The organism is Paucibacter sediminis, from assembly GCF_030254645.1.
Lineage (GTDB): Bacteria > Pseudomonadota > Gammaproteobacteria > Burkholderiales > Burkholderiaceae_C > Paucibacter_B > Paucibacter_B sediminis.
In genome coordinates this window covers 2,851,927-2,866,913 of the sequence record NZ_CP116346.1, presented here as the reverse complement: position 1 = coordinate 2,866,913, position 14,987 = coordinate 2,851,927, and the positions used below count along the sequence as shown (strand labels likewise).

11 protein-coding genes are annotated in these 14,987 nt (G+C 70.0%); 1 reads left to right on the top strand and 10 read right to left on the bottom strand.

Annotated features, from left to right (window positions below; genetic code table 11):
* Positions 1-9: 9 nt before the first annotated feature.
* The 7 genes from PFX98_RS13290 to PFX98_RS13260 form a co-directional block, all read right to left on the bottom strand.
* Positions 10-753: a hypothetical protein gene (locus PFX98_RS13290; RefSeq protein ID WP_285230980.1), complete on the bottom strand. Its 744-nt coding sequence runs from the start codon at positions 751-753 to the stop codon at positions 10-12.
* Between the two features lie 107 nt (positions 754-860).
* Positions 861-1,598, bottom strand: a complete 738-nt coding sequence (locus PFX98_RS13285; protein WP_285230979.1) for a lysophospholipid acyltransferase family protein — start codon at positions 1,596-1,598, stop codon at positions 861-863.
* A gap of 1 nt (position 1,599) precedes the next feature.
* Positions 1,600-2,931 carry a dihydroorotase gene (locus tag PFX98_RS13280; protein ID WP_285230978.1) on the bottom strand — a complete coding sequence of 444 codons (1,332 nt, stop codon included), beginning with the start codon at positions 2,929-2,931 and terminating at the stop codon, positions 1,600-1,602.
* Complete coding sequence (locus tag PFX98_RS13275) at positions 2,928-3,890, bottom strand: aspartate carbamoyltransferase catalytic subunit (RefSeq protein ID WP_285230977.1); 963 nt, start codon at positions 3,888-3,890, stop codon at positions 2,928-2,930. Before PFX98_RS13275 ends, PFX98_RS13280 begins: the two co-directional genes overlap by 4 nt.
* Before the next feature lies 1 nt (position 3,891).
* Positions 3,892-4,392, bottom strand: coding sequence for a bifunctional pyr operon transcriptional regulator/uracil phosphoribosyltransferase PyrR (gene pyrR, locus PFX98_RS13270; protein WP_285230976.1), 501 nt, complete (start codon positions 4,390-4,392; stop codon positions 3,892-3,894).
* 11 nt (positions 4,393-4,403) lie between these two features.
* Complete coding sequence (gene ruvX / locus PFX98_RS13265) at positions 4,404-4,820, bottom strand: Holliday junction resolvase RuvX (protein ID WP_285230975.1); 417 nt, start codon at positions 4,818-4,820, stop codon at positions 4,404-4,406.
* Positions 4,817-5,395, bottom strand: coding sequence for a YqgE/AlgH family protein (locus PFX98_RS13260; protein WP_285230974.1), 579 nt, complete (start codon positions 5,393-5,395; stop codon positions 4,817-4,819). Before PFX98_RS13260 ends, ruvX begins: the two co-directional genes overlap by 4 nt.
* 32 nt (positions 5,396-5,427) lie before the next feature.
* Here PFX98_RS13260 and PFX98_RS13255 point away from each other — a divergent pair, with 32 nt between their 5' ends.
* Positions 5,428-6,891 carry a cryptochrome/photolyase family protein gene (locus PFX98_RS13255; RefSeq protein ID WP_285230973.1) on the top strand — a complete coding sequence of 488 codons (1,464 nt, stop codon included), beginning with the start codon at positions 5,428-5,430 and terminating at the stop codon, positions 6,889-6,891.
* On the opposite strand, the gene PFX98_RS13250 is transcribed toward PFX98_RS13255, so the two are convergent.
* The 3 genes from PFX98_RS13250 to PFX98_RS13240 all read right to left on the bottom strand — a co-directional run bounded on the left by PFX98_RS13250 (position 6,874) and on the right by PFX98_RS13240 (position 14,955).
* The gene (locus PFX98_RS13250; RefSeq protein ID WP_285230972.1) at positions 6,874-7,896 is read right to left on the bottom strand and encodes an alpha/beta hydrolase family protein; all 1,023 of its coding nucleotides are present in this window, start codon (positions 7,894-7,896) and stop codon (positions 6,874-6,876) included. The genes PFX98_RS13255 and PFX98_RS13250 overlap by 18 nt on opposite strands.
* Positions 7,896-8,882 (bottom strand): GGDEF domain-containing protein, encoded by a 987-nt coding sequence (locus tag PFX98_RS13245; RefSeq protein ID WP_285230971.1) that lies wholly within the window; start codon positions 8,880-8,882, stop codon positions 7,896-7,898. Before PFX98_RS13245 ends, PFX98_RS13250 begins: the two co-directional genes overlap by 1 nt.
* A 76-nt stretch (positions 8,883-8,958) precedes the next feature.
* The gene (locus tag PFX98_RS13240; protein ID WP_285230970.1) at positions 8,959-14,955 is read right to left on the bottom strand and encodes a hybrid sensor histidine kinase/response regulator; all 5,997 of its coding nucleotides are present in this window, start codon (positions 14,953-14,955) and stop codon (positions 8,959-8,961) included.
* Positions 14,956-14,987: the final 32 nt, after the last annotated feature.

Genomic DNA, 14,987 nt, shown 5'->3' with positions numbered 1-14,987 from the left:
GCGCGCCGCTCAGGGGCGGCGGCGCGGTATCAGCAGCAGGGCCGCCAGCGCCGCCAGCGCCTCATAGAGGGTGCCCGGCTCGGGCACCTGCTGGCCGCTCCCCGGCAGCGCTGCCTGGCTGTAGACCACAAGCCCCTGGTCGTTGATGGTGCTGCGCAGCCCCAGCTCATGGCCGTTGCCGTCCTTGCCAAGGCGGCCCTGGCCCGCGTCATCCCGGTGGAACACCAGTTGATCGAATCCAAGCAGGTCGGCCTGCACGTCCTCGGCCGACGAGCCTGGATCGGGGTCGTTGCAATGCAGGCAGGTCAGTTGCGGCAGCCCGTAGTCATACTGGAAGGAAAACTGGTTGAAATTGGCCGCGGCAAAGCCATTCAGCTGGTTCGGCGTGGCCGCGGAGAAGCTGCTCCAGCTGCGCAGGTGCAACAGCGTGCGGTCGATCTCCACCAGGTCCACATGCATATTGAAGCTGGCGCTGACGGCGTTGGCCGGATTGGCGGTCTCGAACAGCGTGAGGTTCACGCTGGCCCAGATGTTCTCGCCGGTGAGATCGACGAAATCGTTGTTGTGGCTGAGCGCATAGTCCACCCAGCTGTCGGGCAGGTTGAAGCTGAAGCTGCCACGGTAGGAGAGCTCGGGCAGGGTCGGGCCGAACTGCGGGTCGTAGGAACCCACCACGACCCCCGCCTGGGCCGGGCCGAGGCTGGCGCAGGCCAGCGCCAGGGCGGTGAGGCTGGGTAGACGATGCTTGTTCATGGCTGTTCTCCCTGAGGGTTTGCAAGCCACGGACTGTTGCAGCGCAGCGGCAGCGCCGTCTTGAAAAAGCTATGAAATCGGCCGTTGGCGGCCACCCATCCTAGGGGTCAGCCGGCTTCCAGTGCCGCGGCAATTTCGCCGCGCACATGCTCGGCCAGCGCGCGCCGATCGGCATGCGCGGTCTCCATCGCCGGCAGGATCTGCACCGCGATGCCCAGGCCGCGGGCGCTGGCGATGGCCCACAGGCTTTGCAGCAGCGTCATGTCGCCGATATAGCGCGCCGCGCTGCTGAAGCGTTCGCCCGGCTCGTGCCAGCGCAGCACCAGGGGCTGGAGCGGGATCTCGGTGGCGATGGCGGCCTGCAGCAGATTGCCGTGGAAGGGCAGCAACTCGGGGCCGGCGCCGGTGGTGCCCTCGGGGAACACCGCCACGGTGTCGCCGGCCTTGAGCGCCTCGGCGGTCTGGTGCACCACGCGCAGCGCGTCGCGCTTGCTGGCGCGTTCGATGAAGAGCGTGCCCACGCCGGCGGTCAGCGCACCCACCACGGGCCAATGCTTGACGTCCGCCTTGGAGACGAAGCGCGCCTCGGGCAGCACCGCGTGCACGGCGGCGATGTCCAGCCAGGACACATGGTTGGCCAGCAGCAGCTTGGCGCCGGGCCGGGCCCGGCCCGTGCAAGCCAGGCGCACCCCCAGCAGGCGCAGCAGGCCGCCCGACCAGCGCTGCACCCGTGCATGACGCGCGGCCTGGTCCAGGCTGCCGAAGCGCAGCTTGATGAGCAGCAGCCCCCACAGCACATGCAGGACCATGCGCAGCAAGCGCCAAACGGCGATCAGGCTGCGCATCTCAGGCGGCAGCCTGTGCAGCTTGGTCGGCGGCTTCGTGCGCAATATGCCCGGCCACCACCGTGTAGCGCACCCGGGCCGGCAGCTCGAAGCCGGTGATCTCGAAGGCGAACGGCGTGTGCTTGCCCTGGCTCACCAGCTGCTCGGGCGTCACCGCCCAATGCTGGCTCGGATCGAAGATGCACAGATCGGCCACGCCGCCGTCCACCAGGCGGCCGGCGCTGGCCGCCAGCGAGCCCAGCGCCGAGCCCAGCACGCGCACGGGCTCGCAGCTCACCACCGCGAGCGCGCGGGCAAGCGGCTGGCCCTCGTCATGGGCCCATTTGAGCGCCAGGCTCAGGAGCAGCTCCAGGCCGGTGGCGCCGGGCATGGCCTCGGCGAAGGGCAGCGTCTTCTCGTCGCTCTCCACCGGCATGTGGTCGCTCACCAGCGCGTCCAGCGTGCCATCGGCGAGCGCGGCGCGCAGCGCGGCGCGGTCGCGGCCCTGGCGCAGCGGCGGGTTCAGGCGCATCGCCGGGTTGAAGTAGCCGATGTCCACATCGGTGAGGTGCAGCGAGTTGATCGACACGTCGGCGGTCACCGCCAGGCCCTCGCGCTTGGCCGCGCGCACCAGCTCCACGCCGGCGGCGCTGGAAATGCGGCACAGGTGCACGCGCGCGCCGGTGGCGCGCATCAGCTCGAAGATGGTGTGCAGGGCCACGGTCTCGGCCGTCACCGGCACGCCGGCCAGGCCCAGGCGCGTGGCCACCGCGCCGCTGGCCGCCACGCCACCGCCCAGCCAGGGATCCATGGGATGCAGCCAGACCGTGTAGTCGAAGGTGGCGGCGTATTGCAGCGCGCGCGTCAGGAACTGGTTGTTCTTGATCGGATGCTCGGCCTGCGAGAAGCCCACGCAACCGGCCTCGGTGAGCTCGGCCATCTCGGTGAGCGTCTCGCCGGCCAGGCCGCGCGTCAGCGCGCCGAGCGGGAACAGCCGGCACAGGCTCAGCTTGCGGGCGCGGAACTTGAGCATCTCCACCAGGCCGGGTTCGTCCAGCGCGGGGTCGGTGTCGGGCGGGCAGACCAGGCTGGTGACGCCACCGGCCGCGGCGGCGTTGAGCTCGCTCTCCAGCATGCCCTTCTGCTCCAGGCCGGGCTCGCGCAGGCGCGCCGCCAGGTCCACCAGGCCGGGCGCGACGATCAGGCCCGTCGCATCGATGACGCGCTGGGCATCGAAATCGCCCGCCACATCGCCCAGGCCGACGATGCGGCCGGCCGCGATCGCCACATCGCCGATGCGGTCCAGGCCCGAGGCCGGGTCGACCAGACGGCCGTTCTTGATCAGTATCTTCATGCTTCGTTCCCTGCAAGGATGCTCATCACGGCCATGCGCACCGCGATACCGAAGGTCACCTGGGGCAGGATCACGCTCTGGCCGCCATCGGCCACGCTGGAGGCGATCTCGACGCCGCGGTTGATCGGGCCCGGATGCATCACGATGGCATCGGGCTTGGCGAGCGCCAGCTTCTCGGGCGTGAGGCCGAAGTTCTTGAAGAACTCGCCGGCGCTGGGCAGCATGGCGCCGCTCATGCGCTCGTTCTGCAGGCGCAGCATGATGATGACGTCGGCATCGCGCACGCCCTCGGCCATGTCGTGGCAGACGCGCACGCCCATCTCGCGCAGATCGCCCGGCACCAGGGTCTTGGGGCCGACCGCGCGGATCTCCGGCACGCCCAGGATGTTGAGCGCATGGATGTCGGAGCGGGCCACGCGCGAGTGCACGATGTCGCCCACGATGGCCACCGTCAGATTGCGGAAGTCCTTCTTGTAGTGGCGGATCGTGTACATGTCCAGGAGGCCCTGGGTCGGATGCGCGTGGCGGCCGTCGCCGGCATTCACCACATGCACATGCGGTGCGCAATGCTGGGCGATCAGATAGGGAGCGCCCGACTCGCTGTGCCGCACCACGAACATGTCGGCATGCATGGCGCTGAGATTGGCCACCGTGTCCAAGAGGGTCTCGCCCTTGGCGGTGCTGGACCTGGCGATGTCCAGGTTGATCACATCCGCCGAGAGCCGCTTGGCGGCGATCTCGAAGGTGGTGCGGGTGCGCGTGCTGTTCTCGAAGAACAGGTTGAACACCGACTTGCCGCGCAGCAGCGGCACCTTCTTCACGTCGCGGTCGTTCACCGACAGAAAGGTGCCGGCAGTGTCGAGGATCTGGTGGATGGTGGCCTGGGGCAGGCCCTCGATGGAGAGCAGGTGCACCAGCTCGCCATGCTTGTTCAGTTGGGGGTTGCGTTTGGAGAGCATCTCAGTCGCCCTTCACATCAAAGCTGAAACGGCCGCTCTCGTCGCGCGCCAGGCGCAGGCGCAGCGCGGCGGCCAGGTTGACGCGCGCGGCCGAGAAGGCCGGCTCGATCGGCAGCTCGCGGCCACCGCGGTCCACCAGCACCGCCAGCGTGACGCTGGCCGGACGGCCGAAGTCGAACAGCTCGTTGATGACGGCGCGCGTGGTGCGGCCGGTGTAAAGCACATCGTCGATCAGCAGGATGTGGCGGCCCTCCACCTCGAAGGGCAGCTTGGTGTGGTCGGCGCTGGCCGACATGCCCTTGGAGCCGAAGTCGTCGCGGTGCAGCGAGCTGGAGATCACGCCGGGCTCGCCGGCCAGGCTCAGATCGCGCTGCAGCCGCTCGGCCAGCCAGGCGCCGCCGGACCAGATGCCCACCAGCACGGTGTCGGGGTGCAAGAGCCTGCTGACGCCCTTCAGCAGGTCGGCGTACAGCGCCTCGGCGTCGAGTAAGAGAGTGCTCATGATGTTGGCTGCTATGAATGCTCGCGAAAGAATTGTTCCAGGATCAGCGCGGCGGCGGCCGAGTCCACATCGCGCGCGCCCTGGGCCTCGGCCTCGACGCTGGTGTAGCGCTCGTCCACCTCGTAGACGGGCAGGCGGAAGCGGCCCTTGAGCTGGCGGCCGAAGCGGCGCGCCGCCAGGGTCATCTCATGCTCGGCGCCATCGGGATGGAAAGGCACGCCGATCACCAGCGCGTCGGGCTGCCATTCCTTGATGAGCTTCTCGATCGCCGCGAAGCGCAGCGTGTCGGTGTCGGCGGCGATATGGCGCAGCGCCTCGGCGGACTTGAGGAAGGCATTGCCGGTGGCGACGCCGATGCGTCGGGTGCCGAAATCAAATGCCAATAGAGATTGTGGAATTCGGGCCGGGGTCTGCACGGCCGGGCTCATGCGTGGCCGGCCTCTTGGCTCAGCATGCGCGGGTCGATGCCCAGCAATCCGAGCGCCTTCTCGTAGCGCTGCTCCACCGGCGTGTCGAAGATGATCTCGGGCGCGGCGTCCACATTGAGCCAGCCATTGCGGCCGATCTCCTCTTCCAGCTGGCCGGCGGCCCAGCCGCTATAGCCCAGCGTGATGAGCAGGCGCTTGGGGCCGGCACCGTTGGAGAGCGCCTCCAGCACGTCGCGGCTGGTGGTCATTTCCAGGCCGCCGGGCACGGCCAGGGTGGCGTTGTAGTGGCCGCCCTGCGCGTCCAGCGGCTCGTGCAGCACGAAACCGCGCTCGGTCTGCACCGGGCCGCCATAGAACACCGGGCGGGCCGCCAGGTCCTCGTCCTCCAGGCTCAGCTCGACCTTCTCGAACAGATTGCCCAGGGTCAGCGAGATCGGCTTGTTGATCACCAGGCCCAGCGCGCCCTTCTCGTTGTGCTCGCACATATAGACCACCGAGCCGGCAAAGCTATCGTCCAGCATGCCCGGCATGGCGATCAGGAATTGGTTGGTGAGGTCGATGCGGGCCTTGGACATGGGGGCATTTTATTTCATCGACACTCGCGGCCATGGAAAAGATCCACCGACGTGCCCTGGTCTGGTTTCGCCGCGATCTGCGCGCCGACGACCACGCCGCGCTTTACCACGCCCTCAGGCAAAGCGCGGAGGTGCTGTGCGTGTTCGTGCTGGACCGCGAGATCCTCGACGCCCTGCCGCGCGCCGACCGCCGCGTCGAGTTCATCCTCGACGCGCTGACGGCGCTGAACGAGGAGCTCGCCGCGCTGCGGCCGGGCGCGGGCCTGATCGTGCGCCACGCGGTGGCGCGCGCGGAGCTGCCACGGCTGGCGGCCGAGCTGGGCGTGGACGCGGTGTTCTGCAACCACGATGACGAACCCCAGGCCCTGGCCCGCGACGCCGCCGTCAAGCAGGCCCTGCAGGCCCAGGGCGTAGCCTTCTTCAGCCACAAGGACCATGTGATCTTCGAGCGCAGCGAGATCCTCACCGGCCTGGGCCGGCCCTATGGCGTGTTCACGCCCTACAAGAACGCCTGGCTGCGCGCTGTCGATGCCTTCCAGCTGCGCAGCTATGCGGTGGCGCGCCATGCCGCCGCTCTGGCCGCCCTGCCCCCGCACGCGGGCCGGGTGCCGGGTCTTGGCGAGATCGGCTTCGAGCCCGCCGGCCTGCCGGAGCTGCTGCGCGGCGGCAGCCGTGGCGCGGCGCGGCTGTTCGATGAGTTCCTGGCGCGCATGGACCAGTACGACCGCACGCGCGACTTCCCCGCCGTCAAGGGGCCCAGCTACCTCAGCACCCATCTGCGCTTCGGCACCATCTCGATCCGCCGGCTGGCGCGCGCGGCCCATGCGCGCATGCAGGGCGGCGACCATGGCGCCGAGGTCTGGCTCTCCGAGCTGATCTGGCGCGACTTCTACCACCAGGTGATGCACCACCACCCCCATGTGGTGGAGCGCGCCTTCCGGCCCGAGTACGAGCTGATCGAATGGGAGGACGGCGCGGCCGCCGAGGCCCTGTTCAAGGCCTGGTGCGAGGGCCGCACCGGCTACCCCATCGTCGATGCGGCGATGCTGCAGCTGAACCAGACCGGCTATATGCACAACCGCCTGCGCATGGTGGTGGCGAGCTTCCTGATCAAGGATCTGGGCGTCGACTGGCGCTGGGGCGAGCGCTATTTCGCGCAGCAGTTGCTGGACTTCGATCTCGCCGCCAACAACGGTGGCTGGCAATGGGCGGCCTCCAGCGGCTGCGACGCCCAGCCCTATTTCCGCATCTTCAACCCGGTCAGCCAGAGCGAGAAGTTCGATGCCGAGGGGCGCTTCATCAAGCGCTACCTGCCGCAACTGGCCAAGCTGCCGCCCAAGCTGATCCATGCGCCCTGGCTGGCCAAGCCGCTGGAGCTGCAGGCCTGCGGTCTGCAGCTGGGGCGCGACTACCCGGCGCCGCTCGTGATCCATGAGCAGGCGCGCACGCGCACCCTCTTGCGCTATGCGGTGGTGAAGTCACGAGCCCTGGCTTAGCCAGCGCGCCAGGATGTCTCGATAGCGCTCCGACCAGCCGCGCAGGCCGTCGTCCCGGCCATCCAGCACGCTGCGCAGAAAGGCCAGGGTCAGGTCCTTGGTGGCGGCCTTGACCTGCGGGTTCAGCAGGGCGCCGCCGGTGCCGGCGCGGTCGGTGAACATGCTGTGCGAGCCGCCCTCGAACACCGCCAGGGCCTTGGTGGCGCTGCCGGTGGCCTCGAAGACCCGCACGCGGTCGCGCGCGTCGGAGTAGTAGCCGGGGATGCGGATCACGTCCTCGGTGCTGGTGATGTGCAGGGTCGGGATGCGGATGGCTTGCAGGATGGCCGCCACATCCGGCTCGCCATAGAAGGGCGGCGCCGAGATGATGATGGCGGCCTTGATGCGCGGCTCGCGCAGATCCAGGGCCTGGCCAGCGCGCGTCACGCGGGCGCCGGCCAGCAGCAGGGTGGTGTTGGCGCCATAGGAATGGCCGGCGGCCACGATGCGCTCGGTGTCGATGTGCGCCGCCCATTCGCCATGCAGCATCTGGTCCAGCGCGAAGCGCACATCCCCCACGCGGTTGAGGGCCTCGCGCTCCTGCGCCGCATCCTGCAGGCGCGACACCAGGGTGAGCGGATTGCCGAACCAGAGTTCGCGGTCGCTGCCGACATGCTGCACATGCAGGCTGGCAATGCCCTGCGAGGACCAGTAGGCGCCCAGATAGCTGTAGCCGCGGCGCGAGCCGCCGATGCCGTGCGAGAACACCACCAGGGGCACGCGCGCACCGTCCGCCACCTGCTTGGGCCAGTAGAGGCGGGCCGGCACGGCGCGCGCACGGCTGGCATCCACCCAGTCCAGATCGCGCTGCTCGTAGGCCGGGGCCTCGGCGCTGGCGGCCTGCGCAATAGCGGCGGGCGGCGCCTCCAGCCGGTCGCGGCGATCGGCGCGGCAGTGGCTGCCGACGGTCAGGCTGGCGCTGAGCGCCAGCAGCAGCATCAGGCTGCGGCGGCGCCAGTAGTTCATCAGAACAGTTCCATGTCGCTGAGCTGCTCGACCTCGGTCATCTGCCCGCTCTGCACCAGCACCGCATGGCTTTGCACCTGGTTGCGGCCGTTCGCCTTGGCGTGATAGACGGCCTTGTCGGCACGCTCGAAGGCCATCGCCGGCGAATCGCCCACCCGCACCTGGGTGAAGCCCACGCTGACGGTGATCTGGCCGACCTGCGGAAACTGGTAGCTCTCGGTGTTGTGGCGCAGGCGCTCGAAGGCATGGGCGGCGTCGCTCTCGTCCTCGCAGCGCATCAGCACCACGAACTCCTCGCCGCCGAAGCGGTAGAGCAGGTCGTGGAAGCGGAAGCTGTTGCGCATCAGGCGCGACAGCAGCAGCAGCACCTCGTCGCCGATCAGGTGGCCGAAGCGGTCGTTCACCGACTTGAAGTGATCGATGTCGACCACGCCGATCCAGTAGCGCGGCTGGCCGTCCTCGTGGCGCCGGTCGCCATCGGCATGGGTCTGCGCTTCTTCATGCGCGCGCGGCAGTTCGCCCACGGCCTTGAGAAAGCTCTCGTCGAAGGTCTTGCGATTCAGCAGGCCGGTGAGGGTGTCGCGCTCGCTGTAGTCCAGCAGGCCCTGGAAGTTGTGATAGATGCGCAGGATGCCGCCCACCGTGCGCTGGTCGGAGGTCTTGAGCTTCTCGGTGGTGGTGATCTCCAGCACCCCGACCACCTCGCGGTCGGTCGCGAGCGGGAACAGCGTGGTCCAGCGCTCGCCATCGCGCAGCTGCATCACGCTGCGCTGGTGCATGCAATCCAGGCGCTTGGGATGATCCTCGGCGCGCGGCAGCTTGTCGGGATCGGCCCAGAGCGAATCGGCGCTCGCCACCACATCACCCGCGGCCAGGCGCGCCCGCGTGACCCAGCGCTGCTGGCCGGCGTCGCCCACGCAGCGGAAGATCGCCACCGAGCTCGGCTCCAGCATGTCGCGCAGGGCCGACACCAGGGTGACGTCCATGACGTCACGGTCCCGGAATCCGGTCAGTTCCGCAAGGTGATCAACGACTTCCGACATGACGCCAAGCCTCCAGCGCTCAACCCGTGAGCAACCGGGCAGTGTAGCGGGCGATCAGGCTCAGCAGCAGCTCTTCGTCATAGGGCTTGCCCAGGTAGTCGTCCACGCCCAGCTGGTGCGCATAGTCGCGATGCTTCTGCGCGATGCGCGAGGTGATCATGATCACCGGCAGCGTGGCGAGGCGGCTGTCGGCGCGCAGATTGCGCACCAGGTCGAAACCGTCCATGCGCGGCATCTCGATGTCCGAGAGCACCACCGCCGGCAGCTCCTCCTCGGCCAGGCGTTCCATCGCTTCCAGGCCGTCCTTGGCCAGGTGCACGCGGTAACCCTCGCGCTCCAGCAGGCGCTGGGTGACACGACGCACCGTGAGCGAATCGTCCACCACCAGCACCAGCGGTGCGAGCGGCTCGGCCGCCACCATGCTGGCCGCCACCGTCCCGGCGGCCGCATGGCCGAGCGCGTGGCGCGCCGCGGCCTGCGCCTCGGCACCGTAGCGGTTGGCCAGCGCCACCGGGTTGTAGATCAGCGCCACCTCGCCCGAGGCCAGCAAGCTGATGCCCGCCAGGCCCGGCACATGCACCAGCTGCGGCCCGAGGTTCTTGACCACGACTTCCTGGTTGCCCAGCACCTCGTCCACATGCACGGCCAGGCGTTGATGGGCGCTGCGCACGAAGGCGACCGGCAGGGTCTTGCCATGCGGCACGCCGCGCTCGCTCTGCTTCATCAGGCCGCCCAGCCAGTAGAAGGGGAAGCGCTCGCCGCCCACCACCAGCTCGCCGGCCTCGTAGGCCTGCTCGATCTGGGCCGGGCTGATGCGCTGCACCGATTCCATCAGGCTGGCGGGCACCGCCACCGATTGCTCGCCATAGCGCAGCACCACCACCTGGGTGAGCGCGGTGGTGAGCGGCACGCGCAGCTCGAAGGCCGCGCCCTGCCCCGGCGTGGAATGCAGATCGATATAGCCGCCCAGGGTGTTGACCTCGGCGCGCACCACGTCCATGCCGACGCCGCGGCCGGCCAGCTCGGTGATCTCGGTGGCGGTGGAGAAGCCGGGCGCGAAGATCAGCTGCATCAGCTCCTCATCGCTGGGCGTGGCATCGGGCTTGATCAGCCCCTGCTTGAGCCCGCGCTCGCGAATGCGCGCCAGGTCCAGGCCACGGCCGTCGTCGCGCACCGTGATGGCCACCTCGTTGCCCTCCTGGGCGAGCTGGACCTGGATCGTGCCCAGCTCGGGCTTGCCCTTGGCGACGCGCTCCACCGGCGGCTCGATGCCGTGCATCACGCTGTTGCGCAAGAGATGCTCGAAGGAGCCCACCAGGCGCTCCAGCACGCTGCGGTCCAGCTCGACCTGGGCGCCGTTCACCAGCAGCTGCACCTGCTTGCCGGTCTCGCGCGCGGCCAGGCGCACCACCCGGTGCATGCGCTCGCTGAGGCTGTCGAACTCGACCATGCGGGTGCGCAACAGGTCGTCCTGCAACTCGCGCGTCAGGCGCGATTGCGCCGCCAGCTCGTCTTCGCCGGTCTGCACATTGCGCTGCAGGCTGCGCTGCACCGTGGCCACGTCGTTGACCGACTCGGCCAACATGCGCGTCAGTTCCTGGAAGCGCGTGTAGCGGTCGAACTCGAGCGGGTCGAAATCCTTGGCCGCATGCTTGGCGGCCTCTTCCTGCGCGCCCATCTGGGCCTCGGCCTGCAGCTCCAGCTCGCGCAGCTGGGTGCGCAGGCGGTCCAGGTTGTCGTCCAGATCGAGCAGGGCATTCTTCATCTGCCCCATCTCGGATTCCAGGCGCGCGCGCCGGATGCTGACCTCGCCGGCCTGTGCGGCCATGCGCTCCAGCAGGGCACCGCGCACCCGCACCAGCGCCTGGGCGCCGCCCAGGCCGCCGTCGCCGCCCAGCCCGCTATCGCTGGGCTGGAACTGGGTGAAGCGCGACCAGTCGATCTGCGCCCCGGCCGGGCCGCTTTCAGTGGCTTGGGCGGCTTCGGCGGCCGGCGCCGCTTCGGCGACTTCCGCGGGCAGCGCCTCGGCCGGCGCCATGGCCACAGCGACTGGCTCGGCAGCGACCGGCGGCGGCACCACCGGCTCGGGCTGCGCCACCGGCTTGGGCGCCAGCCGCGCCTGCTTGAGGGTGTCGAAGGCCTGCTCAAGCGCATCGCCCTGGTCCTGCAGGCTGCGCACCTCGGCGGCATCGGCCTGACCCTGGTGCAACAAGGCCTCGATGGCGGATTCCAGCAAATGCGCGGCCTCGCCCAGGCGCATCGCGCCGGTCAGGCGCGCGCCGCCCTTGAAGGTGTGCAGGGCGCGCATGCAGGCGCCGGCACGGCCGACATCGCCGGGATGGGCCATCCAGTCGCGCAGGCCGGCCTGCAGATCGCGCAGCAGGTCGGGCGCCTCTTCCTCGAAGATCGGGAACAGCTCGTCGTCGATCTGGTCGGGCAGGCCGACCTCGAAATCGTCCGCCGCGCGCGGGATCGGCAGGGCCTGCGGCTCGCTGAGCGCGTCGTCCGGCAGCTCGGAGGGGCGCGACTCCGCCACATCCTCCGGCGGCGGCTGGTAGGCCTGCAGGCGTGCGGTCAGATCGCCCTCGACGCTCTTCAGGAAGCCGGCCGCGAACTGGTGCAGCAGGCGGCGGATCTCTTCCGCCGCATCGTTGAACAGGCGCGCCTCGTCGGCGCCCAGCTGGCGCACCTGGGCGGCGCGTTCCAGCGCATGCTCGAGCGCGCGCGCCAGGGCCGAGAGTTCGTCGAAGCCCACCGTGCCGGCATTGCCGGCCAGCGCATGGGCCAGGGGCTCGCAGCTGGCGGGCAGGCCGGAAGCCAGGTCCAGCGCCCACTCGGACAGCTCGGTGCAGAGCCGGCGCGAGAGTTCGTCCGCCTCGTTGAGGAAGATGTTGAACAGGGTGATGCTGATGCGCAGCGGGCCGATCAGCTTGACGCCCTCGTCGGACTCGGGCTCGGCCTCCTCCGGTTCGATCGGTTCGATCGCCTCGGCGGCGGCCTGCACATCGGTACCGCCCACCAGCTCCAGGCTGGGCGCCAGGGTTTCGGGCTCGGGCGCGGGCTCCGGCTCGCTCACGGCCGGCAGGTCCAGCGCGCCCAGGTCCAGCGTCAGCTCCTCGTCCAGCACCGGCATGGCCGGCGCCGCGGTCGCCTCGCCCAGATCCAGCTTGAGCTCGAACTCGGGCAATTCGAAATCGCTGCTCGCCGAAGCCGCCGCGGCGGGCAGGTCCAGATTCAGCTCCAGGCCCAGCAACTCGGTATCGGCATGCGAAAGCTCGGCCACCTCCATGACGGGCAGCAGCTCGCCCAGCTCCTCGGCCTCGGGCAACTCAAGCAGCGGCGCCTCTTCCAGCAGAGGCTCGGTGGCGGGCGCGTCGAGCATCTCGATCGGCAGCTCCAGCACCGGCTCAGGCTCAGGCACGGGCTCCACCGCGGGTTCCGCGGCAGGCTCGACGGCAGCGGGCTCGACCACAGCCGCTGCGCCCACCGGCAGCAGGCGCTGTTCCAGGCGCAGCGCGTCGGCGCTGGCGCGCAAGACCTCGGCGTCATGGGTGATGGGCGCCTTGGCGGCGATCTCGGCGCTCCAGCCGGCCAGGTAATCCAGGGCCTGCTGGCTCAGGCTCAGCAGCGCGGCATCCGCCACGCCCTGCTCGCCCAGGCGCGCGTTGTAGAGCTGCTCGAAGGCCCATGCGCCCTCGCCGAACTCCTTCAGCCCGACCATGCGCGAGCTGCCCTTCAAGGTATGGAAGGCGCGCCGCACATTCGTCAGCTGCTCGCGATTGGCGGCGTCGAGCTCCAGCTCGGCCAGCGCCACGCGCGCATTCGCCAGCACCTCGGTGGCCTCCTCGAGGAAGATCTCCAGCATCTCCTCGTCGACGATCTCCGGCGCCGGCGCGGCGGCCGCGACCGGCACCGCCGGTGCCGGCACATGCACGGCCAGGAAGTCGTTGAGCGATTGCGCCGCCTGGGCACGCGCTGCCTCGCTCTCGGCGGGTTCAGCGGATTCAGCAGGCTCGGCCGGCTCGGTGAGCTCCACCGTGAGCGGCAGGGCCGAGGTATCGCCCGGCTCCTCCAGCATGCGCTGGGCCGACTGCGCGGCGTTCGCTAGCGCGGTTTCGTCCGCCGCACGCGCCTGCAGGGTCAGGCGCTCGAGGTCGCGTGCCAGCTCGGCCTGCGGGCGCTCGCCCTCGGCCACGGCTTGCGCCGCGGCCTGCACCTGGGCCAGCAGGCTGGGCTCGCTGGCCACCGGCTTACTGAGGCGCTCGCGCCCCACCGAGGAGATCAGGCTGCCGCGGGCTTCATCGAAGCGGAACATGCGCTTGGCCAGTTGCGGCTGCACGCTCAGCATGTCGATCAGGAAGCCCAGCGCGCCGAGATTGTTGGCCAGGCGCTCGAACTGCTCGCGCGGGCCCGAGCGGCTCGGGTCGACCTCGGTATTGGCCAGTTCGTCGATCTGGTCGCGCATGCGCACGCAGGTCAGCGCGCCCTGGTCCACGCCCAGCACCGAGAACACGCCGCGCATGGCGCCGAGCTGGTTGGGCACGGGGATCAGCAGCTGGCGCTGCGAGGGATCGCGGAAATACTCGTCCACCTGGCGCTCGACCTCGGAGAGGCTGCTGCGCAACTCGTGCACCACGCTGCCCAGGGTCTGGCGATCCGAGACGCGGCGGTACAGGTCCTCCATCCAGGCTTCCAGCGGCGCCGCGGGCTCGCCGCGCGAGGCCGCCTCGACGCGCCGCGCCAGCCGGATCACGCGCTCGGCCTGGTCGGGGTGGTCAAAGGCCTCGTCGTCCAGCGCCGCTTCCACATACAGCAGGCTGGTGGCGATCTCCATCGCCAGCGTGGGCTCGGGCGGCTTGCCCGAGCGCAGCGTGGCCACCACGGCGCGGCGCAGGGTCTGGCCCAGCACCTCGCCGCTCGGGAACAGGCGCTCGATCGAATCGCCCACCGCGGCAAACTGCTCGTCCAGGCCGGCCAGGCGGTGGCTCTCGCCCTCCGCCGCCGAGGACCAGGATTCCTTGGCCTGCGCCACGCGCTTGCGCGCCTGCGTGACCCAGCTGGGGTCGATATGGCCGAGGCTGTCGTCTTCGTAATCGGTCGGGCCTGCGCCCTCGTCCAGCCCATAGACACGGCGCACCGCCAGCAGGCGCGGCGCATGCTGGCTCGCGGCCGGCGCCTGCGCCTGGCTGCAGAAGAACAGCAGGTCCTGCGCCAGGCGCTCGGACACCGCCGCATCGCCCTGCGCGCCCGCGCGCAGCTGCGCCAGCAGGCGCGAGCCCAGGCGCTTCACCAGCGCGTCGATCTTCAGCAGGCCCAGGGCCTGGGCCTCGAAATGCGCGGCCGCCAGCGACCACAGGCTGCGGCCATGGGCGCCCGGCTGGGTCTGCGCCACGCCGGCGCACAGATCGCTCAAATGCTGCGCATGCTGGGGCGCCGGGGCGCGCATATGCTTGAGCAGGGCCGCCTCGAAACCGGCGCGTGCCGCTTCGGCCGCCAGGGCCGGGGCCTTGGCATCGGCCGGCAGATCGCGCCAGCTCCATTCCTGCTGCGCCAGATCGGCCGGGTGGATGCGCTCCACGCCGTTGAGCTGCTGCAGCGCGCGGTAGCTGGGGAACAGCGCCAGCGTGCTGGTCTTGTTGCCGGCCAGCAGCTTGGCGATCAGCGAGAGCAGCGCGAAGTCGGCGCGCTCCACCGCCTGCACGGTGGGCGGGTCGACGTTGACCGGGTCCAGCGCCAGCCGCTCCACCGCCTGCTCGGCGGCCCGCAGCAGCGCCGCACCGGCGGGCAGGCCCACCAGCGAGAGCACGCCGGCGAGCTGGTGCAGCTGCGCCGCGGCGGCCTGCAGGGGCTGGCTGGGATGCGTTTCCAGGCCCAGCGTCGTGACACGCGCATCGGCATCGCGCAGCGCGCGCCGCAGCGTCTTGTGCACGGACTCCAGCGAGCGGCGCAACTCCTCCTGCACCCAGGCCAGCGGGCTGAGGTCGGGCGGAAACTCGGAATCTCGCGAGAAGTCCATGCCGGGTCTGCCTTTGACTTTTCTCTGTCTAT